Source organism: Granulicatella elegans (genome assembly GCF_020735385.1).
In the GTDB taxonomy this organism is placed as follows: Bacteria; Bacillota; Bacilli; order Lactobacillales; family Aerococcaceae; genus Granulicatella; species Granulicatella elegans_B.
The window spans coordinates 754,083-777,318 of the sequence record NZ_CP085953.1; the positions used below are offsets into that span (position 1 = coordinate 754,083).

A 23,236-nucleotide genomic window follows, 5' to 3' on the forward strand; every position below is an offset into this window, starting at 1 on the left:
ATAAATTCAGTAAAATCAAGGGGGATAAACCACCCTTGATTCATATTATTTAAGATATATTTCCTTAATCTCTGCAAATTCATCCCTAAAAAGAGCAGACCAATGTCATTATGAACTGCATTTTTACCTCTAACATGAGTTCTGCGCATGCCAAAATTGCGCTTCATTTGACCGAAAACTGGCTCAACTTCAATTTTTCGTTGAGCATATATACTACTTCCACGGTCACTATGTAACGCTTCTTTAATCGTTTCTTTATAAGATTCCCAAACTTGGTTTACACGGATTTGACGTTGTTGTCCAGTAGGAGTTTTCGCTAATTCATCCAATGCTTCTGTTTCTTGAATTGAATCTGTCTCATACACTTTAAATCTACGAGTAAATCCATTCTTATCGTTTCTTGTTGAATAATATTTAAAACTAAATTTTACACCTAAATGATCAATATAATAATCTTCCTCTTCATTGTAATACCAATTTTGTCTATTAGATGGATCATTTTTAAATTTCTTCGTTTGTTCTTTTTCGTACATTGTGTAAGGAATCAAAGGTGTCTTTTCATACTCTTCAAGAATCAATTGATAGTTTTCTTCACTACCGTATCCAGCATCCGCAATAATAATAGAAAATTTGTCTAATAGTTTAAATGAATTTAAAAATGGTTTAAGAGTACGCATATCTGTAGGATTAGGAAATACATCAAAACCTAAAACATATTGATGATTCGTTGCGATTTGAAGATTATAGCCAGGTTTTAATTCTCGATTTTTCATGGCATCTTCTTTCATACACATAAAAGTAGCATCGTTATCTGTTTTAGAATAACTATTCCGGTTATCAAATGTTTCCTTAGCTATCGTATATTTTTCTTTACGAGGCAGAAAATCTTTTTCAAGTTGACGTTTAAAAGAATTTAACAAGCGTTTTTTCTGTTTGTTTTTAGAACCACCAACAATATGTTTAGGTTCTTCTTCAATGAGTTCTTCTAACTGTTCTAGAGAGTTATTAGTAGCTTCAATCATGGCATGAACACCATATTCAGTAATTTTTTCTTCTTCTGATAAAGCAATATTCACTTGATTTTGAATTAATTGATCATATAATGTACTAATTTTTTCATTTAAAGCTTCATCATATCTTTCAATAGCTTTACGCCATACAAATGAATAACGATTGGCATCTGCTTGAACTTTTGTACCATCAATAAATAAACTATCTGAATCAATAATATGATAGTGTTGGAGTAATAAAGTAAAGTATACGAAAATGTTTTTAATGATAGAGGAAAACTGTTCATTACTTCTAAAATTATTAATAACATGGTAACAGACATAAGTTTGTTGAGAAAGCCACTGCATCGGAATATTTTCTTCATTTAATTGAACAATTTTTCTACCACTATACGTAGAACGAGTATAAGCGAAGAGAATCATTTTTAATAACATACGAGGATGATGAGCAGGTCTACCCATTTTTGATGTTGTATTAGGAAAGATAATAGAATCTGGAATAGAATCTACAAACTGATTAATAAATTGAGCAATGTGGTTTTTAGGGACGGTTAATGTAAAATTTAGTTCTAAAGTATCTGTTGGTGTGGTATAATTTTTGTACATAGGAGTCACCCTTTCTTATTTTATTTCATTCAAACTTATTATAACAGAGGTAGACTCCTATGTTTAATTTATAAGACTAAAAAGCACTATAAAATCCTGTTTCAGAATTTTATAGTGCTTTCTTCTATTTTTGAGACTTTTTGCCCAGCCTCTCTTTCCGTTATGTATGGATTCTTTTAATTAGTCTTCGATGTTTCTTGCTTCGTTGATACCGCTGGCTAAAGATTCCATTAAGGATAGTTCTTTGTCTGTAAAGCTATCCATGTATTTCTCTATCTGTAATCGTCGGGTGCTTTTTACCAAGTTATTAGCAGGTAAGAAAAATTCATCAACGGAAACATGAAGTAACGATACAAGGTCATAAAGAACTTGTATGCTGGGGTGTTGCCCCTTATTTTCAATATTAGTTAAGTAACGTGGGTCAATTTCAATCAATGCTCCCACTTGTTCACGAGTTAAACCTCGTTTCAATCGAGCTTCTTTAATGGCTAAACCAAAGGCTCTAAAATCATATTTATCTTCTTTTTTACGCATAGTAGACCACCTCTATACATTTTACTGTTCCTATTGAATTAGAAACAGGTATAGAAAAACATGTTATATAGTTTATAGGTTCATATTTAATAAAAAGCACTACTAAACGCCAATAAAAAAACCGTTATATGGTAGTGCTATTTATGCTGTTAAAATATTGTATCTTACTTCCAAATGGCGGTTTGTTGGAGGTCAAAGTCGCCATGAAGTATATCACATACAATCAAGTTCCCCACATTGAGTATTTATCAAAAAAAGTCGTCTATCTGCAATAGATAAGTACGTCCACCAATGTGGTTTTATAAATCATATAGATAGAAAAATAAAAGCATGTAAACAGAGAAATCAATCTGTTTGTGTGCTTTTTTGGTTATTCAGAACTTTTTTACAAAGTTTATTCATCAGTAATGCAACAAATCCCCCTTTCACATTGGGACTAAGAGTGAAAGGAGATAAAAGAGCAAGGCTCACTTCCTTTCCTAGACAGAAAGGGGGTGAGAAACATGAAACCATCTTTTTTTCAGACCACAATAGAAAATCAGTTTGACTATATCTGTAAACGTGCTATGGAAGACGAGCGAAAGAATTATCTGCTTTATCTTTCAAGGATCGCAAAGCGTGAAGTGTCCTTTTCTGATGTTGGCGATTATCTTGTTAGCCAGTTTGCGACAACAGATAACTATTCAACTGACTTTCAGATTTTTACACTCAATGGAATATCAGTTGGTGTTGAAAATGATTTATTGAGTGAAGCATTACGTGAGTTGCCAGACAAGAAACGTGAAATTCTACTGCTGTTTTACTTTATGGACATGAGCGATTCAGAAATTGCAGACCTGTTGAAATTGAACCGTTCTACTGTCTATCGGCATAGAACCAGTGGACTAGCCTTAATCAAAAAGTTTATGGAGGAATTTGAAGAATGAAAACACAATATCCTATGATTCCCTTTCCTCTCATTGTAAAGGCAACAGATGGCGATACAGAAGCGATTAACCAGATTCTACATCATTACAGAGGGTACATAACGAAACGTTCCCTACGACTTATGAAAGATGAATATGGCAATCAAAGTATGGTCGTTGATGAAGTCTTACGTGGAAGAATGGAAACCAGACTGATTACAAAGATTCTGTCATTTGAAATTAAGTAATAACCTCTCTCTTTTCGTGGAAGCGTGCCATACTATTCCACGCTTCCCGAACAGGGAGGTTTGTTATTCCATCAAAGCATATTGAGCTTTCAATGTGTTTTGATAGGCTAACGAGCCATTGTTCTTTGAAAACTGAATAAAAGTAATTGAATACGTTTCGATAAGAAAAGAGCCAACGGAGCTAACCGCCATGACCTATCTTCTAAAGATAGCGAGCGTTTCAGTTAGTGTTCCGAAAAACAATCTTTAGCAGGATTGCCAGCGACGACTTTCTTATCGTGATAATGATACTCCCATACAGTCAATAGTCCGAGCGTTAAAAGCGTCGCAGGCAATGAGTATGGCTACATGAGAACCATGCAGGGGTGGAACTCCCGTGAGCTTTGCTAGAGCTGTTCGATTGCTTGTAAAACAACTTTTATGAAATCCAATAAGTGATTTGGAAAGGAGGATTTTATGAAGCAGACTGACATTCCGATTTGGGAGCGTTATACCCTAACTATTGAAGAAGCGTCAAAATATTTTCGTATTGGCGAAAACAAGCTGCGTCGTTTGGCAGAAGAAAATAAAAATGCAAACTGGCTGATTATGAATGGCAATCGTATTCAGGTTAAACGAAAACAATTTGAAAAAATTATAGATACATTGAATGCAATCTAGCGTAGCCAAAGGGTCTTGTATATGATAAAATAGTATTAAGTCGTATCAGGGCTCTTTCCATAATGGAAAGGAGCAAATGCCATGTCAGAAAAAAGACGTGACAATAAAGGTCGAATTTTAAAGACTGGAGAGAGCCAACGAAAAGACGGAAGATACTTATACAAATATACAGATTCATTTGGAGAACCGCAATTTGTTTACTCGTGGAAACTTGTGGCTACAGACAGAGTACCAGCAGGAAAGCGTGATTGTATCTCACTTAGGGAGAAAATCGCAGAGTTACAGAAAGACATTCATGATGGTATTGATGTTGTAGGAAAGAAAATGACACTCTGCCAGCTTTACGCAAAACAGAACGCTCAAAGACCAAAGGTTAGAAAAAATACTGAAACTGGACGCAAATATCTTATGGATATTTTGAAGAAAGACAAGTTAGGTGCAAGAAGTATTGATAGTATTAAACCATCAGACGCTAAAGAATGGGCGATTAGAATGAGTGAAAATGGTTATGCCTATCAAACCATCAATAACTATAAACGTTCTTTAAAGGCTTCATTCTACATTGCGATACAAGATGATTGTGTTCGGAAGAATCCATTTGACTTTCAACTGAATGCAGTTCTTGATGATGATACTGTCCCTAAGACCGTACTAACAGGAGAACAGGAAGAAAAACTGTTAGCCTTTGCGAAAGCTGATAAAACCTACAGCAAAAATTATGATGAAATTCTGATACTCTTAAAAACAGGTCTTCGTATTTCAGAGTTTGGTGGTTTGACACTTCCAGATTTAGATTTTGAGAATCGTCTTGTCAATATAGACCATCAGCTATTGAGAGATACTGAAATTGGGTACTACATTGAAACACCAAAGACCAAAAGTGGTGAACGTCAAGTTCCTATGGTTGAAGAAGCCTATCAAGCATTTAAGCGAGTGTTAGCGAATCGAAAGAATGATAAGCGTGTTGAGATTGATGGATATAGTGATTTCCTCTTTCTTAATAGAAAGAACTATCCAAAAGTGGCGAGTGACTATAATGGTATGATGAAAGGTCTTGTTAAGAAATACAACAAGTATAATGATGATAAGTTACCACACATCACTCCACATAGTTTGCGACATACATTCTGTACCAACTATGCAAATGCAGGAATGAACCCAAAAGCATTACAATACATTATGGGGCATGCAAATATAGCCATGACGCTGAACTATTACGCACACGCAACATTTGATTCCGCAATGTCAGAGATGAAACGCTTGAATAAAGAGAAGCAACAGGAGCGTCTTGTTGCTTAGTAGTACAAATGAATTTACTACTTATTTACCACTTCTGACAGCTAAGACATGAGGAAATATGCAAAGAAACGTGAAGTATCTTCCTACAGTAAAAATACTCGAAAGCACATAGAATAAGGCTTTACGAGCATTTAAGAAAATATAAAAAGATAATTAGAAATTTATACTTTGTTTAATACTAAAAATAAGTTACTTCTATACTCATTAACATAAAATATATATTACATGACTCATTCTTTTAACATTCTAATATAAATTAAATTTCATTTCAGCTAACTTTTGTGAATAAAAAAAGCACTAGAATCATAAAATTCTAATGCTCATATTTAGAATGAATCAACATATCCTAATTCACGCACTTTATCTATCATTTCTTGGTAATTTCTAACGCCTAACTTTTGATATATTCTTGATAAAGATACTGCCAGACTTCTTACATTTGTATTTAGCTCTTTGGCTAACTCTTTCCTTGATAGTCCGTTTGAATATAGTTTAACTATATGAATTTCACTTTTCGTTAATGGCTCTAACATATGATTATCTTCTGGAAAGATCGCTTTGCCTTTCAAGGCGATAGATTTTATATCCTCTATTAGTTTAGATGTCTCTTCTTCTTTGGAAATAAATCCTTTACATCCAATTCTTTTTGCTCTTTTAATATAAAAGTCTAATTTATACGCTGTTAATATTACTATTTTTAGATCTTCATACTTATTTATCAATTCTTCAGCCACATCTAAACCATTTATCGTTCCTTCTATTCCTGTTAAATTAATATCTATTAGCAACAAGTCATAGTTAAGGACAGATTCATTTATACATAGGTCTCTAACATTATTTACTATATCTACATAAATAGATTCGTCCGTTTCTAAGCTCATTTTTAAAGAAGTTGCAACCATTTTATGATCTTCTATTAATAAGATTTTCATTTACTACACTCCTCTCTACTGGAACTTCTATTTTAAATTCTACAAATGATTCATCTAGTTCATTTTGATTATTGGAAAAATTAAAATCAAATTTTCCGCCATATTCTCCTAAGTTTAATCTTAAAATATTTAATCCTATATTTCCCTCTACTATTTTTTCTTCATCTTCTAAATAGTCCCCATAATTTTTTATGGCAAGATGAATTTTATCTTCTAAAATTATTAGAACAATATCTGTACTATATCCTTTTGAATGTTTTAGTGCATTTATTAATAATTCATTGATACATTTGTAAATCAATTCAGCATAAGGACTGGGCAGATCAATATTTCTATCACATTCAAATTCTATAAGCATTTCATTATCTAAATACATATTTTCTATATCAACTATAAGTCTGCTATATGCGTCATATAGAGAACTATAATCATTGAGCATTGGATTAAATGAATTTATTTCATGACGGATTAAATCGTTTAGTTTATCCAAATTTTCTATAATGTATTTTTTGCCAGATCCTGAAAGATTATCTTCTATCCACCTTCTTATAGCTATTATAATCTGTAGAATGTCATCATGTAAAAATGTCTGTATCTTTAAAGTATTCAGTTTATCAATTTCTAAATTTCTATGTTTTTCAACATAATAGTTATCCAACATCTCCTCGAAAGTTATATAATTGGATTTTCTATGTTTTTCGAACAGGCTAAATTCTACCAAAAATATGAAAAAGCTTAAAGAAAATACTATAACTCCTGAAAAAGATAATAATGTAAAATGAAGCATTAGAAACAAAATTATAAATTCAGGAAATATTTTTTTCAAAGAACGGGAGAAAAATAATAAACCGCTTTTGATTTTCGTCTTACTAATCCTATACAACAATATAGATTCAATGAAGATACATGTAAATAGTTGATATTCACTTATAAAAACAAGACCCCTAGATTCATACTTCTTGTATATGAAAAAAGTTATTATAAAAAAGGTTTGCAATATTATAATTGTCTTGCTTTCATATTTTCTAATATTCTTATCATTTGAATATAATATGATTGGAGTCAATAATAAAATAATCACAACATAATTAAATATTGAAGATGCTAAATAAGTATTAAATTTCATCATTATTATTGATACAATAATACCTAAAGTTGTAATTAATGGCATGAACTTAATTCTATTTGATGAGCTTAAAAGATTGAAACTTGCAAATAGTATCAAGCTATACATTAATAGTTCGATATACTTCCCTATCGACAGGTTTCTTAATATTAATTCTTCTAAAAAAATAAAAATAATAAATAATTCAACAACTATGCTATGAGTCAGTATATAATTTTTTTCAGAATTTAACACGCATATAATATAAGCTATAAAATTTATCATACTTAGTAAAAAATCTATTAAAATCCCTATATCTAATGTCTGCTGATATCTTATAAATGGTGCTATGGGAATAAATAAAATAACTTGCAGTAATATATGAATAATTAAAATTAAATTTTGTTTTTTCATCCTGCCCTCCTTTTAAATTTTAAATCCAATAATCTTTATCTATAAAAAATTTGATTTTCTTACTTACGAAAAAAGATCTATTAAAATTATACATAAGATTCTGGTATTAATTACAAATTTCAATATATTGTAATATTTTTGTGTTTCTATTTTAACTTCAGCTTTTAATACTATTATAGACGTATTAAGATATAATTACAGCTAACTTTTGTGTATCATACCTACCATAATTTTATAACGTCACTATTTAAATATGACAAAAAAATAAAGGCAGTCCGAAGACTGCCGATATTTATCTCTCTGCTCCTTTGTTATGGTCTTTCTTATTTGACTTAGCTTTGTCATCTGTATTAAAGATTTTTATTTGCCCTAATATGGACTTTTTATCCTTATCTTGACTCTTTGTTATTTTGATTTTAAGGGCTTAGAAGACAAAATACGAACATTTTTATGTTTTTTCCCGTTGTTGTCAATGCTTGTTTTTACTTGTCCAAAGATTTTTATAAAATCTCCTTGCTTTAAACTCTCCAAATCTTTTGTCTTATCTTCAAGGAATAAACAATTAGTCTGAGTATTGTTCCTATTGTCAGCAAAGTTATAATAGTTTATTTATTTTTCAGCTTTCTATACTTATCTCCACACCCTATGCCAAAAAGCGTAGAACCAATTATCCATGCATATTCAGTCTTTCCTGTTTTATATGACATGTATATTGATAATATAAGTGTAATAAACGCGATTATTGCCAATATAAGCCATAAGTTCTTTTTGTCCATTTTATTCTCCTAAGATTTTTATCTCATCATTTCTAATCTTACTCTATATTCTTTTGACTTACACTTTAGCTAACTTTTGATATATTCATGATAAGGATACTACCAGTATTCATATATTTTTAACCATTCTTCATATTACCAAAAAATCCTCCTATTAGATCAACTCTAAATTTTCGTGAAAAATTGACAGTTTGTTAAAGTTGTGTAAACTTAAGTAAAAGTCTATTACTTAGGAATGGACAGACAAAATTACAACCTTTTATCTAATTGTATTATTTAATTATAGAGAGTAAATCTTCTTAACCTTATCAACTAAGAAATTTACTTTTCTTCCAGAAATAATTCTTTTAAAACTCACAGTATTCGCTATTGCATCTATATAAAAGCGAACAATCATATCGTCACTTCTATTTGGATTAGTAGATAATAATAAATTTTCATCAATCCATTCATCTATTTGATTAAAATATTCATCGCCTCTTATCTTAAACGATTTTTCCTTGCTCTCTACTATCAGGTTGAGTAATTTTTCTACATATTGACTAGCAAGTTTGAGATTATTATCTTCGATATAGTGCGTTGCCAAGGATAAATAGAAATTTAAAACGATAGAAATATTTATTTCAATGAGATTAAAAGTTTCTATCAAATCCTCTACTTTTTCCAGGGTTTCGACCCAATCGTCATCATGCAAACTACTCTTCATCATAAGAAGAGTGATTAAATCAATTACGTTCTTATAAATCATTACTTGAAGTTTTTGATCTACTTCATTTTCTTTCTTCGTTTTTAAATAAGCTGAAGCCACTAAACAATCTTTCGATATAGATAACATATCAGAAGATGGTAAAATGTTTAACGCTTCTTCTGATTTTCCTAAACTGATCAAGCAAGCTGCCCTCAAGCTCAGTGATTTGTCTTTAAGTATAGGATCTTTCGAATCCTCACACACTCTCTTTAGTATATTATTTGCGTATTCGAGATATTCTTCTTTTTTTACATCGTAAGTTGCTAAATCACAATGGTTCAAAATAAACAAAGCCATATAGTATAGGAGTTCAAAACAAGAATAGTATTGTTTTATTTTGATTTTTATTTCTTCTATGATACTATCCATACCTGCATCAGGGACACGATTCTCTAAGTCTATATAGAATTTTTGTATTTGAGCTGAAGATAAATCTGGGTCATATCCTATTAGTTCATCCACACTTATATTAAAGAAAGTGGCAAGTTTTGGTAGAAGTAAAATATCTGGATAGCTTTGACCTGTCTCCCATTTTGATACGGATGCCTTTGTTACCATCATGAATTCTGCTAATTCTTCCTGTGTTATGCCTCTTTCTTTTCGCTTCTGAAGAATATTTTCTCCAATTTTTAGCATTCTATTTTACCCCCTAACTGATTTGTTTTTTGTTTATTACAGCAATCGAAATTACGATGCATATTATAAGCAAAATGCTACCTGTAATAATCGGTACATAGTAGTCATCATATCCAATTCCTTTTATAAGGTTCACAGGCTTTCCTATTAATGCGATAGGCATGTATTTAACAATTTCATCTCGAATGGATAATATAAGTTGAATCACAATCCCAGCCGTTGTTAATATTAATGTACCTATAACATTTCCTGAAATCACTCCAGCTAATATCTCTAAGGATATTAAAAATAATCCAAATATAAAAGGAAGCAAGGCTGCCATAAGTATATTTCTTATAGGAAATGAAATCCTGAAAAAGTACTTTGTGTAGAAATAAGCGAGTATAAATGAGCAAAAGTAAGCAATAAACCACAAAATAAAATTATAAAAAATCTTAGATAGCACGACTTGATACCTTGGCAGTCCCTTAGATAACAAATTAATCAAAGTGCCCTTTTGGAATTCATTTGCCATTTGTGTACTTAGTATAATGGCTAATCCAAACATACCTATTTGACTAATATTTTTAAAGAATTGTGTCCAAGAGTCAATTTCTGAGGGTGGTGCTACGTTAATATCTATATTCCCTGTAGCTATGGATTGAAGTATCATGGGAGTTAATTTTGCTGTCAAAGGACTTATTAACCCGATAAACAAGAACAGGATAAGGGTAGAAATCATTTTTTTAGTCCTTGCACCTTCAATAGCTTCTTTCTTTAATAGAGATAAAAATATCCTCATGCTTTCGTCACCTCCATAAAAATATTTTCTAATGTAGGTTCTTCTATTTTTATTTCTAGAGGAAATATGTTTAACTTATATAGCTCGTATAAAATATCCAGGTCTTTTAGTTGATTGTCTTCATCTGTTAAGTACAGAGTATCTCCTTTTTCATTTGTTACCAGATTTGAAAATTTATCTAGTGACTTAAATATCTTTAGTTCTTCATTCGACTTAAACCTAATTTTAATTGTATTTTTCCTCTTTATATTTTTAAGTTCATCTATTGAACCTTCCAGTACATTTTTTCCTTTATCAAGCACCACAACATGATCACAGATCGCTTCAACATCCGATAAAATATGTGTGGAAAAAATAACGGTTGTGGAGTCTTTTATTTTTAATATGATGTCTAATATCTCTTTTCTTCCTAGTGGATCAAGGGCAGAAGTAGGTTCATCACATATCAATAATTTGGGGCTATTTAACAACGCTTGGGCAATACCCAAGCGTTGTTTCATACCTCTAGAATAGCCGCTAATCCTTTTATTTACATCTCTTAATCCTACCAATTCTAAAAGTTCCTCGCTCTTGTTTTTGATTTCATTTTTACTAAGACCAGTTATAGACCCACATAAATTTAGATATTCTTTTGCAGTCATATAGCCATAAAATTCAGGGACATCTGGAAGATACCCTATAAATCGATTAGTTTTTGACTGACCAAAGCTTACTTCTTCTCCAAAGACTTCAATGGAACCTTCATCCTTTTTCAAAAATCCTAAAATCATTTTCATTGTCGTAGTTTTTCCAGCACCATTTTTGCCTAAAAACCCAAAGATTGTATTTTCAGGAATGGACATGGATAACCCATTAATAATTTTGTTTTTTCCAAAGGATTTATGAAGGTTTTCGATTTTTAGTGCATCCATTATTCTTCCTCCCTACCTATTGTTAAGTATAGGATAGGTCCAATAATTTGAATAAAAATAACAATTAAAATCCACATAGTTCTGCTTCCAAATTTATATCTATCATGTTTTAAAACATGTCTTAAGGAATAAATCATAAGTGCAATTTCTAAAATAACAATAGGTATAAGTATCGGCAAGTATTCTCTAATAATATCTGGCATTTTATAAACCTCCTTTATTTATATATATCATATAATTTTACTTAATCAACCGTCAAGAAACCATTAATTAACTTATCCTATTTTTATCAACTACAAGTAAACTTATCTTATGTATTTATTGTTAAATATCATGAGATTAGTTAATACCTCTCAATAATATAAAAATTACATAGTTTTTGAAAAAACATTTAAGATATTTCTAAAATAAAAATGTTTTATAAGAGCTTTTATAACCCCCATAAAGCATTGATTCCAATACTTTTATAATCTTATTTTCTTTACATCAATACTACATAACGTGATTATACAATCCGATTTATATCTATGTACAATTGCTATGAACTTACTTATTTGAGTTAGCTTTGTCATCTGTCTTAAAGCTTTTTATTTGCCTTAATATGGACTTTTTATTCTTATCTTGATTCCTTTACTTGTTCTTTTGCTTTTAAGAGCTAAGAAGAGAAAATACGAGCATTTTTATATTCCTTTCCGTTATTATCAATGTTTATATTTTGTCTTTCAAGATTCAGACTATCAGTTGCTTTAGGAAAGCGTAATTGATGAAATGCTACTTAGTATTTCAAGTAAAGATAAAAAAGAAAATACCTAAAAGGCACAGTTTATTTTGAATGTACTTGGCTTAGATAAATATATAGATAAGCATCTGTTTGCTCTATCAAGAGGAGAAAAACAAAGACTGACAATAGCTTGTGGAATGATTAAACAGGCAAAAGTTTTTATCTATGATGAACCAACATCAGTTTGTGATAAAGACTCAATGCTTTCGGTGGCAAAAATGATTGAAGAACAATTAAAAAATGGGACAACAGTTTTGGTAATAAGTCACGATTTTGAGTTTTTAGCAAACACAGTGAGCGAGCTGTGGGTAATGGGAGATGGGAAAATAGAAACTGTTTTAAATATGAGTGAAAGTAACAAATTTCATATATTAGACAAGATGAGAGGAGGTAGGAAGCTTGGCAGATAGAAAAACTATTGATCCGAGAATAAAGCTTACTCTACTTCCAATTGTTGGATTTACGAGCTTTTTTATAAGCTCTAAGGTCAATAGATAAAAAAGAAAAAAGTACGTTATCTTGCAACCAGCAAAAGGAGGGATAAGATTTTAGAAAAACTAAGAGAGATATTAAAAGATAAAATATAAAAACTAGGAAAGGTTAAGTGTCAGAAAAGGTGCTTGACCTTTTAAATATATGCATGAGTTCGAAAAAAGAGAATATCTTATTTGAAAAAGAGTATTTATTGTTGTATAATAAAATGAAATGTTTGGAGGTGATTATAATCAGTTATTTTAGCAATTTATATGAAAATTTAAGATTTCCAATTGCAGAAGGAAAAGAGGCGGGACTTCGAAATGCTCAAATAGGAGCAATACATGCTGTTGCTTCTTATGCAACACTTAATTCAAAAGATTCCGCTGTTATTGTTATGCCCACAGGCTCTGGGAAAACGACAGTAATTATGATGGCACCATATATTTTAAAAAAATCAAAGGTCTTAATTGTTACTCCTAGTGCTATGGTCAGGGGGCAAATTGCAAACGATTATGCAAGTTTAAGAACATTAAAATATGTGGGAGTATTTTCAAAAGATACTAATGCTCCAAACATATATGAAGCTAAGCATCTATATCGTATAGAAGTAGATGATGAAATTTTAAATGCTGATGTAGTGGTAGCTACCCATCAGGTGGCTGCATCAATTTCTGAAGCGCAGATAAAAAATGTTTTTGACTATATTATTATTGATGAAGCACATCATGTTCCCGCTCCAACATGGCAACGAATATTAAAAAATATGATAAATGTTCCATCTTTACTTGTTACAGCCACTCCTTTTAGATTGGATAAAAAAGAAATAAAAGGGAAGACAGTTTATAACTATCCACTATCTAGAGCATATAAAGACGGAATATTTGGCGAAATAATGTTTAATCCAATAGAGGAAGGGACTGAAAAGGATAAAAGAATTGCTTTAGAGGCAGAAAGAATTCTACTGAATGATAGAGAAAGTGGATATGATCATTTTTTGATGGTAAGAACTGACACTAAAGATAAAGCAAAAGAATTAGAAAATTTATATGAAAATATTACGAATTTAAAATTGAAACGAATTGATAGTGCAATGTCTACAAGAACTGTTGAAAAAACCATAATGCTACTTAAGAAAAAAGAACTTGATGGTGTGATTTGTGTAGATATGTTGGGCGAAGGGTTTGATTTTCCTAATTTAAAAATTGCAGCAATACATGAACCGCATAAATCTCTTGCTAGTACTCTCCAATTCATTGGTCGTTTTGCAAGAACTAATGCTGAAAAAATAGGTACTGCAAAGTTTATTGCTATGAATGATGATAATCTTAAAATTGAAAATCATAAATTATATTCAAGTGATGTTGCATGGCAAGATATGATAATAAGCATGTCAGAGGAAAAAATAGAGGGCAATCTAGAAGCTAATGAAATTTTGAACAATTTCACAAAACCTGAAGATCAGGATGAGTCGATATCTTTGAATAATATTCGACCTAATTGCCATGCAAAAGTATATAAAGTTTCAAACTTTGATATATATGGAAATTTCCCAGAAGAATTAAAAGTTGGGGAAAATATATATAGAAGTGAAGAAACTAATTCTATCGTAGGAATCTCCAAGATAAGTAGTACACCATTATGGTTAGCTGGAGATAGTCTATTAAATAATGAATTTGGATTATATATTGTACATTATCAATCAAGCACCAAGTTGCTGTTTATATATTCACAAAATAAAACTGAAGCAGTGTATGAATCAATAGTAGAATCTTTTGTAGAAAATTACGATAAGATTCCAAGAGATGAAATGAATAGAGTGCTGGCAGATTTTTCTGAGTATGAATTTTTCAACACTGGAATGCAGAATAGGTATTCAGAAAGTGGAGAATCTTATAGGATTTATGCTGGATCAAATACAGCTACATCAATTGATGAAACAACAGGAAAAATGGTTTCTGCAGGGCATGCATTTTGTAAGGTTAAAAAAGATGGTTACGAAAGTACAATTGGTTATAGTAGTGGATCAAAATTTTGGAGTAGCTCTTACTTTACTATTCCTGAATATATTAAGTGGTGTGATTTATTTGGAGAAAAAATTTCTAACGATAAATTAAAAGTAAAAACAAATACAAATTATGATAAGTTACCAATCCCCGTTAGGATTGTAGAATATGAAAGTGATATATTGTTTTGCTTCTTGGATAAGAAATCGTATATATCTCCTTGTACTATAGCATATAGCGGCAATCTGGATGAAAAAGCATTGATTACAGATGTTATATTTAAAATTATAGAGGTAAATAATAATATCATCAAATTTAAAGTTGAACTATTTGATAAATCCGAAGTTATAAGCTGTGATCTAATGGGAAACTATAGCTCAGAAAAGAAAGAGTTTATTTGTAAAAATGGAAAAGAAGAATATTCTTTGGCAGAATATTTTTCTAATAATCCTCTCTCTTTTAAGACGGCGAATGATACTGTTTATTGTGGACAAGAAGTCTTAAAAGGGAACTTAGAATTGGGAAAATATGATTCAAAACGAATTTGTGCGTTGAAATGGGATGATATGAAGGTCGATACAAGTTTAGAATGTGGAACTGGAACTGGTGGAATGATTTCTATTCAAGATGGACTTAGAAATTACTTAGAAAAAGAATCCAAGTTTTCACATATCATATTTGATCATGGAACAGGTGAAATTGCGGACTTTATTACTATTGAAGAAAATGGAGATTTCATTTATGTGGAAATGTACCATTGTAAAGCAAAGAAAGGAAGAAAATATAATTCGTCAGTAGGGGATGTGTATGAAGTAACTCAGCAGGCGATAAAAAGTACTATTTGGGTTTCCTCTAAGGCGATGCTTCTTAGGAAAATTAATGATAGGGTGTCAAGAGAAAGTAGTGAGAAATTTATTAGGGGAGAATTTAAAACCTTAAAAAAAATATTGCAAGGACCGAAAGTATTGCAAGTAAAAGTATATGTTGTACAACCTGCAATCAGTAAGTCTCTTCAAATTCCGGATAAAATTGGAACTATACTTTCTGCTGCAACAGCATTTATAAAAAATACGGGTAAAGTCCAAGAATTATTGGTAATTGGAAGCGAGTAAAGGAGATAAAAATGAGAAAGTTTTCATATAAAAATTTGTTTAAAAAACTAATAGATTTAGATATGACAAACAATGAACTTATGGAAAAGGCAAATGTGAGTAAAAGTACATTCTACAAAATAAAGAATGGGCAAAATGTAACTACAGATGTTTTGCTTAGGATTTGTAACACATTAGACTGTGATATTTCAGAGATTGTAGAATGTGCAAAAGTTATATGAATACAGAGTATATGTATTATAAATAAATTATTAGTTTTGCTGTAGAATAACAGTATCACTGTTGATACTATTTTAATACTAAAAAACTCAAAAACTATAAAAAATAAGTATAAAACACTCAAGAATAGAAACTAAATAGATACTGTTTTATGAAAATAAGAAACAAATATAATGTGGTAATTATTGAGTGGGAGTTTTAACCGAAAAATAGCGTATAAAATAAAAAGAGAAAAATTATATACATGAGTAAACTGGCTTATAGCATTTGGCAATTAGTGATTTGGGATATTTAATTTAATCATAAGATTAGGTCGGGAATCATACGGTGCCCTGGCCATTTTTTATGTTATAATACAAGTAATAAAGATTAAGCCAGGAGAAGGAGGGAGTATATTGTCAAAAATTAAAAAAGAAAAAATTTCTGCTAAAGGCTTTAATATTGAGGTTTATACTGAAGATTTTAAAAATGACTATATAAGTCTTACTGATATAGCAAAATACAAAAACAAGGAAGAACCCAATGTAGTTGTTTCAAATTGGATGCGAAACTATAACACAATAGAATATCTTGGTATTTGGGAGCAGTTAAATAATCCAGATTTTAACCCCCTCGAATTCGAGGGGTATTTAAAAGAGGCTGGTAGTAACGCTTTTACTTTATCACCTCAAAAGTGGCAGAAAACAACTAATGCAGTAGGTCTATTCGTAAAGTTGGGTAGATATGGTGGCACATATGCTCATAAAGATATAGCTTTTAAATTTGCTTCATGGATATCTGCAGAATTTGAACTTTATATAATTAAAGATTATCAAAGACTTAAAGAAGATGAAAATTCAAAATTATCATTATCTTGGAATCTGCATAGAGAAATATCAAAAATCAATTATAAGATTCATACAGATGCCATTAAAGAGCATTTATTAAAAGACCTTACAGATGAACAGTTATCATTTAAATATGCAAGTGAAGCAGATATGTTGAATGTTGCACTCTTTAATAAAAGAGCAAAACAGTGGCGTGAAGAAAATTCCGACTTAAAAGGAAATATGAGAGATTATGCAAGCCTTAATGAACTATTAGTACTTGCTAATATGGAATCCTATAATGCAATTTTAATTGAAAAAGGATTAGAACAAAGAGATAGAATGATTGAACTTAGAAATCTTGCAAAGACACAACTTATATCTTTAGAGAAATTAAACCAATTAGACATTAAAAAACTACCTAAGTAAAATTATTATAGAGTTATTGTCCGGGACTGGGACTGGGACGGGACTAAAAATTTGAAAACGTCCTATAATTAGATGAATTTGGTGATATTAGAAAAAATAAAAACATGTATTTTGAATGGTTTGGGATATATCGGACGTTTGGGAAAGAAGAATGGGAATAGTTAAAAATAGGCACTAAAGCCTTATAAATAGCTGTTCTGTGAGTGTTGTGCTTGCAAAATGCTTGCAAATTTTAGAAATTGGTCACCTGAAGAATAATTTTCAAGGAATACAAAAAGCAACTAAGAGAAAAATCCTAGTTGCTTTTTTGTTTTTTATCATTTATAAGTTTAATGCTGCTTTCATCGAAACTGCCAACAAATCTGTGGCGATGGTTTTAGCAACTTCTAATGTAAACGGCAGAGCTTTATCTTTAATTATCTTCTTGACATTATTCCATGTAGTATCTTCTCTAATTTTATCTAAAAAATCATGTCCTTCCCAAGTTAATGAACCAACTGAAAAAAAGTATAATGAGTTATCAGCATACTGAGCATTATAGTAATTGATCAATCCAGCTTCTTTTAAAATTTTACAATTCAGCAATTTATAAAATTTGAAACAAAAATGGAGAGAACGCTATATTTGAGTGCCTAAATATGGTATAATGTTCTAAATTAGGTTTAGGGATTCATAGAAAGTGAGGAAATTTAATGAAAGCTAATTATAAAAAGTTATGGCATATTTTATTGGATAGGGATATGAAAAAGAAAGAGTTAGCTCACATAGCCGGAGTTAGTACATATACTATCAATAAACTTAATAAGAACGATAATGTGACGGTGGAAGTTTTAGGGAAGATTTGCAAAGCTTTGGACTGTACTTTAGACGATATTATGGAATTTGAAGAGGATGGTGAATAGAGAATGGCTGGAAAAAACAATGTAAATATAGGTTTTGAAAAACAAATTTGGGACGCAGCTTGTGTTCTTTGGGGACATATTCCTGCTGCTGAATATAGAAAAGTAATTGTCGGACTTATTTTTCTTCGTTATATATCCAGTGCCTTTGAAAAACGTTATGAGGAACTTTTAAAAGAAGGCGATGGCTTTGAAAACGATAGGGATGCATATACAGAAGAAAATATTTTCTTTGTACCGGAAGAAGCTCGTTGGAGCAAGATTTCTTCTGCTGCACATACACCTGAAATTGGCACAGTAATTGATGACGCCATGAGGGCAATCGAAAAAGAAAATGCAAGCTTAAAAAATGTTTTGCCTAAGAACTATGCCAGCCCTGATTTGGATAAAAGAGTATTAGGGGAAGTTGTTGACTTATTTACTAACGAAGTAAAAATGGATGGAACAGAGGCAAGTAAAGATTTACTGGGGAGAACATATGAGTATTGTATTGCTCAATTTGCTGCCTACGAAGGAACGAAGGGCGGTGAATTTTATACGCCTTCAAGTATTGTAAAGACTATCGTTGCCATACTAAAACCTTTCAATAATTGCCGAGTGTATGACCCTTGTTGCGGCAGTGGTGGTATGTTTGTACAGAGTGAAAAATTTGTACAGGCTCATAGCGACAATCGAGGGAATATTTCTGTTTATGGACAGGAATCTAATGCAGATACATGGAAGATGGCGAAAATGAATATGGCAATAAGAGGAATTGATGCCAATTTCGGATCTTATCATGCCGATACATTCTTTAATGACATCCATAAAACATTAAAATCGGATTTCATTATGGCAAATCCACCGTTTAATCTTTCTAATTGGGGTGCAGATAAATTAAAAGATGATGTTAGATGGAAATATGGAACTCCACCATCGGGAAATGCAAACTATGCGTGGATACAACATATGATTCACCACTTAGCACCGAATGGAAAAATAGGCTTAGTACTCGCTAACGGTGCATTGTCATCCCAATCTTCAGGAGAAGGAGAAATAAGGAAGAAGATTATAGAAGATGATCTCGTTGAAGGGATTGTTGCTTTGCCGACGCAATTGTTTTATAGCGTGACTATTCCTGTGACCTTGTGGTTTATTACAAAAAATAAAAAACAAAAAGGGAAGACTCTATTTATTGATGCCAGAAAAATGGGATATATGGTTGATAGAAAGCATAGAGATTTTACAGAAGGTATACAAGCAGACGGAAGTCTTGGAGATATTGACTTGTTAGCAAAAATATTTGAAGATTTTCAGAATGGAGAATTAGAGGAGAAAAAGGGATTTTCTGCTATAGCTACAATAGAAGATATAGCAAAACAAGATTATATCTTAACTCCCGGTCGATATGTGGGCATTGAAGAGCAAAAAGATGACGGAGAGCCTTTTGAGGAAAAGATGAAAAGGCTGACCTCAGAGCTTTCGGGTATGTTTGAGAAATCTCATGAACTGGAAGAGGAAATTAGAAAGAAACTGGGGGCGATTGGTTATGAAGTGTAAACTGGAAGAAATTGTAGATGTAACAATGGGGCAATCGCCTAAATCTGAATACTATAACACAGAAAAGAATGGCTATCCTTTTTTACAAGGAAACAGAACATTTGGATTTAAGTATCCTACTTTTGATACGTATACAACGGTAATGACAAAATCTGCTAAAGCAGGCGATGTGATAATGAGCGTTAGAGCACCTGTTGGAGCTCTTAATATTACTCCGGTGGATATGTGCTTAGGTCGTGGTGTTTGTTCATTGAGAATGAAGAATGGCAATCAGAGTTTTTTGTTTTACATGATGAAATATTATATTTCTCACTTGCTTAAAAAGGAGAGTGGTACAGTATTTGGTTCTGTAAACAGGAATGATATTAGCGGCTTGGAAGTTGACATTCCAGAAGATGTAGAAGAACAAAATAAAATTGCTCGATATTTGGAAATGATAGACGATAAGATTGAACTCAATAATGCGATAAACAATAATTTAGCGGCTTAAATCTCGATTTTAGAAACATCAAGCTCGCCGGACATCAAACGTGGTAAAAGGGTATCCCTCAAGTCTGCTAAGCGGGTATTTTCAGCTTTGTTGTGACCAATCATCTCAAAAATCGGTGTTACTGTGGCTGTGTAGTTGCGGACATTATCAAAGTCTAAGTTGCTTATAGGCATAGCAGCTATATGCTGAGGATAAATGTGCGGCTGCGCAGAACCAGTTTGAGCATCGTATATTTCTTTCTGCCGATTTTTTAATAGTACATACCAAAAATAAACATCGTCTGTCATTGAACTATCAATAAAAGATGAGTCGGATGACCAAATTGGTATATTCCATAAGCTAACATATCCCGAATTTGCACCTGAAGCAGATATAGCAAGAACAGGAGCTAATGTATTAGCTACATTATGATAAGTTGATGGTTCCAACCCGCCGGCAACAACTGGAACATTTCCGAATATAGCATTTTTTGATAGTAAGCCCTTGCCTCTTTTAGGCGTTATGATATCTCCGATAGTATTTTCTCCATTTGATATACTCGGAAACATAGCATCAAAAATTACCTGAGCTTGTTGCTCTAAATTATTGTTTAGCATATAACATACCCATAACTTCTGTGGGTGGCAGAAGTTAATATCAGGGGACTTCCGCCCCATAGCCGTTCTCTAAGAATAAATAAGGAGGATTGACTGTGAAACAAGATTTAATCAAAGATATTGTTCAAGGAATGTTGCCATACTTGAACAACGCACAAAACGAAAAGTTACAAGAAGTTTTGCAATATACCCTTGCAAGTTATGATGTAACAGAAAGCAAGCAACAAAAGAAAACTTCGGAGCAGAACTTTGTAGAACTGTTCTTATCGGCAAAGAGAATAGAGGGTTGTTCAGAGAAATCTCTCAAATACTACAAATCTACTATTGAAGCTATGCTTGATGAACTCAAAAAAGATGTCAAACATATAGTTACAGATGATATAAGAGAATACCTGACAGAGTATCAGGAAAAGAAAAAGTCAAGTAAAGTTACAATAGACAATATACGCCGTATTCTTTCAAGTTTCTTTTCTTGGTTGGAAGATGAGGACTATATACTGAAAAGTCCGGTACGACGTATACACAAAGTTAAAACTGGCACAAACATAAAGGAAACCTATTCCGATGAAGCGTTGGAGCTTATGAGGGATAACTGCACAGAACTGAGAGATTTAGCAATTATAGATATGCTTGCTTCTACCGGTATGCGTGTAGGAGAAATGGTGCTACTTAATCGCAATGATATTGATTTCAATGAGAGAGAATGTATTGTTTTCGGTAAGGGCAGTAAAGAAAGAGTTGTTTACTTTGATGCAAGAACAAAGATACATTTGCAGAATTACTTAGAAAGCAGAACAGACGATAATCCGGCACTGTTTGTATCGCTGAAATCGCCACACGATAGATTAAAAATTGGCGGGATTGAAGTGAGATTAAGGGAATACGGAAAGAAATTAGGCTTGCAAAAAGTACACCCACATAAATTCAGACGTACCCTTGCAACGATGGCAATAGATAAGGGAATGCCAATTGAGCAATTGCAACAACTTTTAGGACATAGGAAGATAGATACGACCTTGCAATATGCAATGGTTAAACAAAGCAATGTAAAAATTGCTCATAGAAAATATATTGGATAGAGAGGAAAAGATTATGGCTGAACAAATCACAACGTTAGCTTCACTAACGGTAGACGAAAAAGGTTCATACGGAATTGGTGCAAGTGCCGTTCCTTTTTCAAGAGATTTATATACCTATTTGAGAATTACAGATATAAAAGATGACGGAACTCTCAATCTACAAGATTTGAAATCGGTTGATGATGATAAAGCTTCGGAATATCTTTTAAAACCGAACGATATTGTATTTGCAAGAACAGGAGCAAGTACTGGAAGAAATTATTTTTACGATGGAACAGACGGGGAGTTGGTATATGCAGGATTTCTTATTAAATTCAGTATTGATGAGAAAAAAGTAAATCCTAAATATATAAAGTATTTCTGTCAATCTAAACAGCATAAGGACTGGATTAACTGCTTTAATACTGGTAGCACACGTGGAAACATAAATGCTCAAACTCTTGGGAAAATGCCGATTCCTCTAATTGAGAGAAAGAAACAAGATGCTTTGGTAAGTATTCTTTCAAGTATAGACGAAAAAATTAAGAAGAATGAAGCAATAAACAATAATTTAGAGCAGCAAATGCAAGCATTATTCAACGAATATCTTTCGTCGAATAAATTTTATGATTTGACAACGGTTAAGGATGTTGTTTTATCTGCTAATACTGGGGCAGACGCTATTCAAAAGGCTCCCATGGTAGATTACGATACAGGAATAAGATGTATTCGAGTTGGTGATATGACGAATAATCGCAGTTTCCACGATTGGGGGTTTACCAAAGTTACGGATGATGTTTTCAAACGCTATCAACTACACAAAGATGATATAGTGGTAACAAGAACAGCATCTCTCGGTCTTAATACAATTATTCCTGAAGATTTACCAGCAGTATATAACAATGGTTTGATACGTTTAACTGTGAATACATCAAATGTCCTGCCTTTGTACTTATTCAGACAATTTCAGACAGAAGATTTTTCAAATTATATTTCTTGTATAGAAAGTGAAACATCTGTGCGTCCAAATATGAAAATTAACTATTTGTTGAAATATGAATTTGTATTGCCTCCAATTACAAAGCAAAATGAGATTATCGCATTACTAACTCCCATGTTGAATCAGCAAAATAATCTTATCGTCGAAAACAAACATCTCGAAGCCTTACGTGACACACTCTTACCAAAACTAATGTCCGGTGAGCTTGATGTCTCCAACATCGACCTTTAAGCCGCTAAATTATTGTTTATCTTACAGAAGG

General features: G+C 31.9%; 21 protein-coding genes and 6 pseudogenes. 15 read left to right on the forward strand and 12 right to left on the reverse strand.

Translation table 11 applies throughout. From position 1 onward, the window contains the following. Positions 1–125 precede the first annotated feature (125 nt). Positions 126–1,616 (reverse strand): annotated as a pseudogene (locus LK443_RS03770) (IS1182 family transposase); the annotation flags it as partial. 180 nt (positions 1,617–1,796) lie between these two features. After that, on the reverse strand, positions 1,797–2,150 hold the full coding sequence (locus tag LK443_RS03775; RefSeq protein ID WP_001227347.1) for a helix-turn-helix transcriptional regulator: 354 nt from the start codon (positions 2,148–2,150) through the stop codon (positions 1,797–1,799). A 503-nt stretch (positions 2,151–2,653) separates the two neighbouring features. Between LK443_RS03775 and LK443_RS03780 the strand changes: the two genes are divergently transcribed. Beyond that, positions 2,654–3,076: a sigma-70 family RNA polymerase sigma factor gene (locus tag LK443_RS03780; protein WP_000804599.1), complete on the forward strand. Its 423-nt coding sequence runs from the start codon at positions 2,654–2,656 to the stop codon at positions 3,074–3,076. Continuing rightward, complete coding sequence (locus LK443_RS03785) at positions 3,073–3,303, forward strand: helix-turn-helix domain-containing protein (RefSeq protein WP_000857133.1); 231 nt, start codon at positions 3,073–3,075, stop codon at positions 3,301–3,303. The genes LK443_RS03780 and LK443_RS03785 overlap by 4 nt, the downstream gene beginning before the upstream one ends. A 224-nt stretch (positions 3,304–3,527) precedes the next feature. Here LK443_RS03785 and LK443_RS03790 read toward each other — a convergent pair. Further along, positions 3,528–3,776: pseudogene (locus tag LK443_RS03790) on the reverse strand (hypothetical protein). On the opposite strand from LK443_RS03790, the gene LK443_RS03795 reads away from it, so the two are divergent. Together LK443_RS03795 and LK443_RS03800 are read left to right on the forward strand one after the other, a co-directional pair. Beyond that, positions 3,760–3,963 carry an excisionase gene (locus LK443_RS03795; protein ID WP_000814512.1) on the forward strand — a complete coding sequence of 68 codons (204 nt, stop codon included), beginning with the start codon at positions 3,760–3,762 and terminating at the stop codon, positions 3,961–3,963. The pseudogene LK443_RS03790 and the gene LK443_RS03795 overlap by 17 nt on opposite strands. Before the next feature lie 81 nt (positions 3,964–4,044). Next, positions 4,045–5,262, forward strand: a complete 1,218-nt coding sequence (locus tag LK443_RS03800; protein ID WP_002835202.1) for a tyrosine-type recombinase/integrase — start codon at positions 4,045–4,047, stop codon at positions 5,260–5,262. A 326-nt stretch (positions 5,263–5,588) separates the two neighbouring features. On the opposite strand, the gene LK443_RS03805 is transcribed toward LK443_RS03800, so the two are convergent. The 7 genes and pseudogenes from LK443_RS03805 to LK443_RS09525 form a co-directional block, all read right to left on the reverse strand. Then, entirely contained in the window at positions 5,589–6,194 is a 606-nt protein-coding gene (locus LK443_RS03805) for a response regulator transcription factor (protein WP_227932176.1), read from the reverse strand. Next, complete coding sequence (locus tag LK443_RS03810; protein WP_227932178.1) at positions 6,166–7,713, reverse strand: hypothetical protein; 1,548 nt, start codon at positions 7,711–7,713, stop codon at positions 6,166–6,168. The genes LK443_RS03805 and LK443_RS03810 overlap by 29 nt, the downstream gene beginning before the upstream one ends. 1,056 nt (positions 7,714–8,769) lie before the next feature. Then, positions 8,770–9,873 carry a helix-turn-helix domain-containing protein gene (locus LK443_RS03815; RefSeq protein WP_227932179.1) on the reverse strand — a complete coding sequence of 368 codons (1,104 nt, stop codon included), beginning with the start codon at positions 9,871–9,873 and terminating at the stop codon, positions 8,770–8,772. 13 nt (positions 9,874–9,886) lie between these two features. Next, the gene (locus LK443_RS03820) at positions 9,887–10,654 is read right to left on the reverse strand and encodes an ABC transporter permease (protein WP_227932181.1); all 768 of its coding nucleotides are present in this window, start codon (positions 10,652–10,654) and stop codon (positions 9,887–9,889) included. Then, entirely contained in the window at positions 10,651–11,565 is a 915-nt protein-coding gene (locus tag LK443_RS03825) for an ABC transporter ATP-binding protein (RefSeq protein WP_227932183.1), read from the reverse strand. Before LK443_RS03825 ends, LK443_RS03820 begins: the two co-directional genes overlap by 4 nt. Next, the gene (locus LK443_RS03830; RefSeq protein WP_227932185.1) at positions 11,565–11,768 is read right to left on the reverse strand and encodes a PLDc N-terminal domain-containing protein; all 204 of its coding nucleotides are present in this window, start codon (positions 11,766–11,768) and stop codon (positions 11,565–11,567) included. Before LK443_RS03830 ends, LK443_RS03825 begins: the two co-directional genes overlap by 1 nt. 343 nt (positions 11,769–12,111) lie before the next feature. Continuing rightward, positions 12,112–12,274: pseudogene (locus LK443_RS09525) on the reverse strand (DNA-binding protein); the annotation flags it as partial. A 2-nt stretch (positions 12,275–12,276) separates the two neighbouring features. On the opposite strand from LK443_RS09525, the pseudogene LK443_RS03835 reads away from it, so the two are divergent. The 6 genes and pseudogenes from LK443_RS03835 to LK443_RS03855 all read left to right on the forward strand — a co-directional run. Further along, a pseudogene (locus LK443_RS03835) lies at positions 12,277–12,756 on the forward strand (ATP-binding cassette domain-containing protein); the annotation flags it as partial. Beyond that, positions 12,746–12,835 (forward strand): annotated as a pseudogene (locus tag LK443_RS03840) (energy-coupling factor transporter transmembrane protein EcfT); the annotation flags it as partial. The pseudogenes LK443_RS03835 and LK443_RS03840, both read left to right, overlap by 11 nt. 8 nt (positions 12,836–12,843) lie before the next feature. Next, a pseudogene (locus tag LK443_RS09530) lies at positions 12,844–12,933 on the forward strand (sigma-70 family RNA polymerase sigma factor); the annotation flags it as partial. 17 nt (positions 12,934–12,950) lie between these two features. After that, entirely contained in the window at positions 12,951–15,938 is a 2,988-nt protein-coding gene (locus LK443_RS03845) for a DEAD/DEAH box helicase (RefSeq protein ID WP_227932187.1), read from the forward strand. Between the two features lie 11 nt (positions 15,939–15,949). Beyond that, positions 15,950–16,159 (forward strand): helix-turn-helix domain-containing protein, encoded by a 210-nt coding sequence (locus LK443_RS03850; protein WP_227932188.1) that lies wholly within the window; start codon positions 15,950–15,952, stop codon positions 16,157–16,159. 393 nt (positions 16,160–16,552) lie between these two features. Further along, complete coding sequence (locus LK443_RS03855) at positions 16,553–17,392, forward strand: KilA-N domain-containing protein (RefSeq protein WP_227932190.1); 840 nt, start codon at positions 16,553–16,555, stop codon at positions 17,390–17,392. Positions 17,393–17,713: 321 nt separating this feature from the next. Here LK443_RS03855 and LK443_RS03860 read toward each other — a convergent pair whose 3' ends face one another. Beyond that, positions 17,714–17,977, reverse strand: coding sequence for a DUF2513 domain-containing protein (locus LK443_RS03860; RefSeq protein ID WP_227932192.1), 264 nt, complete (start codon positions 17,975–17,977; stop codon positions 17,714–17,716). Positions 17,978–18,084: 107 nt separating this feature from the next. Between LK443_RS03860 and LK443_RS03865 the strand changes: the two genes are divergently transcribed. The 3 genes from LK443_RS03865 to LK443_RS03875 are packed head-to-tail and all read left to right on the forward strand — an operon-like array spanning position 18,085 to position 20,320. After that, complete coding sequence (locus tag LK443_RS03865) at positions 18,085–18,294, forward strand: helix-turn-helix domain-containing protein (RefSeq protein ID WP_009644028.1); 210 nt, start codon at positions 18,085–18,087, stop codon at positions 18,292–18,294. A gap of 3 nt (positions 18,295–18,297) precedes the next feature. Further along, positions 18,298–19,830, forward strand: a complete 1,533-nt coding sequence (locus LK443_RS03870; RefSeq protein ID WP_227932194.1) for a type I restriction-modification system subunit M — start codon at positions 18,298–18,300, stop codon at positions 19,828–19,830. Beyond that, a complete protein-coding gene (locus LK443_RS03875) occupies positions 19,820–20,320 on the forward strand; it encodes a restriction endonuclease subunit S (protein ID WP_227932195.1) in 501 nt (166 codons plus the stop codon). Before LK443_RS03870 ends, LK443_RS03875 begins: the two co-directional genes overlap by 11 nt. Here LK443_RS03875 and LK443_RS03880 read toward each other — a convergent pair. Beyond that, complete coding sequence (locus LK443_RS03880) at positions 20,317–20,916, reverse strand: restriction endonuclease subunit S (protein ID WP_227932197.1); 600 nt, start codon at positions 20,914–20,916, stop codon at positions 20,317–20,319. The two genes, LK443_RS03875 and LK443_RS03880, sit on opposite strands and share 4 nt — an antisense overlap. 95 nt (positions 20,917–21,011) lie before the next feature. On the opposite strand from LK443_RS03880, the gene xerA reads away from it, so the two are divergent. Further along, on the forward strand, positions 21,012–21,995 hold the full coding sequence (gene xerA, locus LK443_RS03885; protein ID WP_227932199.1) for a site-specific tyrosine recombinase/integron integrase: 984 nt from the start codon (positions 21,012–21,014) through the stop codon (positions 21,993–21,995). 13 nt (positions 21,996–22,008) lie between these two features. Beyond that, the gene (locus tag LK443_RS03890) at positions 22,009–23,205 is read left to right on the forward strand and encodes a restriction endonuclease subunit S (protein WP_227932201.1); all 1,197 of its coding nucleotides are present in this window, start codon (positions 22,009–22,011) and stop codon (positions 23,203–23,205) included. The last annotated feature ends 31 nt before the right edge of the window (positions 23,206–23,236 follow it).

Bases quoted from the DNA above. Each gene is read 5' to 3' on its own strand.
- LK443_RS03775 (WP_001227347.1), bottom strand. From the start codon at position 2,150: ATGCGTAAAAAAGAAGATAAATATGATTTTAGAGCCTTTGGTTTAGCC.
- LK443_RS03780 (WP_000804599.1), top strand. From the start codon at position 2,654: ATGAAACCATCTTTTTTTCAGACCACAATAGAAAATCAGTTTGACTAT.
- LK443_RS03785 (WP_000857133.1), top strand. From the start codon at position 3,073: ATGAAAACACAATATCCTATGATTCCCTTTCCTCTCATTGTAAAGGCA.
- LK443_RS03795 (WP_000814512.1), top strand. From the start codon at position 3,760: ATGAAGCAGACTGACATTCCGATTTGGGAGCGTTATACCCTAACTATT.
- LK443_RS03800 (WP_002835202.1), top strand. From the start codon at position 4,045: ATGTCAGAAAAAAGACGTGACAATAAAGGTCGAATTTTAAAGACTGGA.
- LK443_RS03805 (WP_227932176.1), bottom strand. From the start codon at position 6,194: ATGAAAATCTTATTAATAGAAGATCATAAAATGGTTGCAACTTCTTTA.
- LK443_RS03810 (WP_227932178.1), bottom strand. From the start codon at position 7,713: ATGAAAAAACAAAATTTAATTTTAATTATTCATATATTACTGCAAGTT.
- LK443_RS03815 (WP_227932179.1), bottom strand. From the start codon at position 9,873: ATGCTAAAAATTGGAGAAAATATTCTTCAGAAGCGAAAAGAAAGAGGC.
- LK443_RS03820 (WP_227932181.1), bottom strand. From the start codon at position 10,654: ATGAGGATATTTTTATCTCTATTAAAGAAAGAAGCTATTGAAGGTGCA.
- LK443_RS03825 (WP_227932183.1), bottom strand. From the start codon at position 11,565: ATGGATGCACTAAAAATCGAAAACCTTCATAAATCCTTTGGAAAAAAC.
- LK443_RS03830 (WP_227932185.1), bottom strand. From the start codon at position 11,768: ATGCCAGATATTATTAGAGAATACTTGCCGATACTTATACCTATTGTT.
- LK443_RS03850 (WP_227932188.1), top strand. From the start codon at position 15,950: ATGAGAAAGTTTTCATATAAAAATTTGTTTAAAAAACTAATAGATTTA.
- LK443_RS03865 (WP_009644028.1), top strand. From the start codon at position 18,085: ATGAAAGCTAATTATAAAAAGTTATGGCATATTTTATTGGATAGGGAT.
- LK443_RS03870 (WP_227932194.1), top strand. From the start codon at position 18,298: ATGGCTGGAAAAAACAATGTAAATATAGGTTTTGAAAAACAAATTTGG.
- LK443_RS03875 (WP_227932195.1), top strand. From the start codon at position 19,820: ATGAAGTGTAAACTGGAAGAAATTGTAGATGTAACAATGGGGCAATCG.
- LK443_RS03880 (WP_227932197.1), bottom strand. From the start codon at position 20,916: ATGCTAAACAATAATTTAGAGCAACAAGCTCAGGTAATTTTTGATGCT.
- LK443_RS03890 (WP_227932201.1), top strand. From the start codon at position 22,009: ATGGCTGAACAAATCACAACGTTAGCTTCACTAACGGTAGACGAAAAA.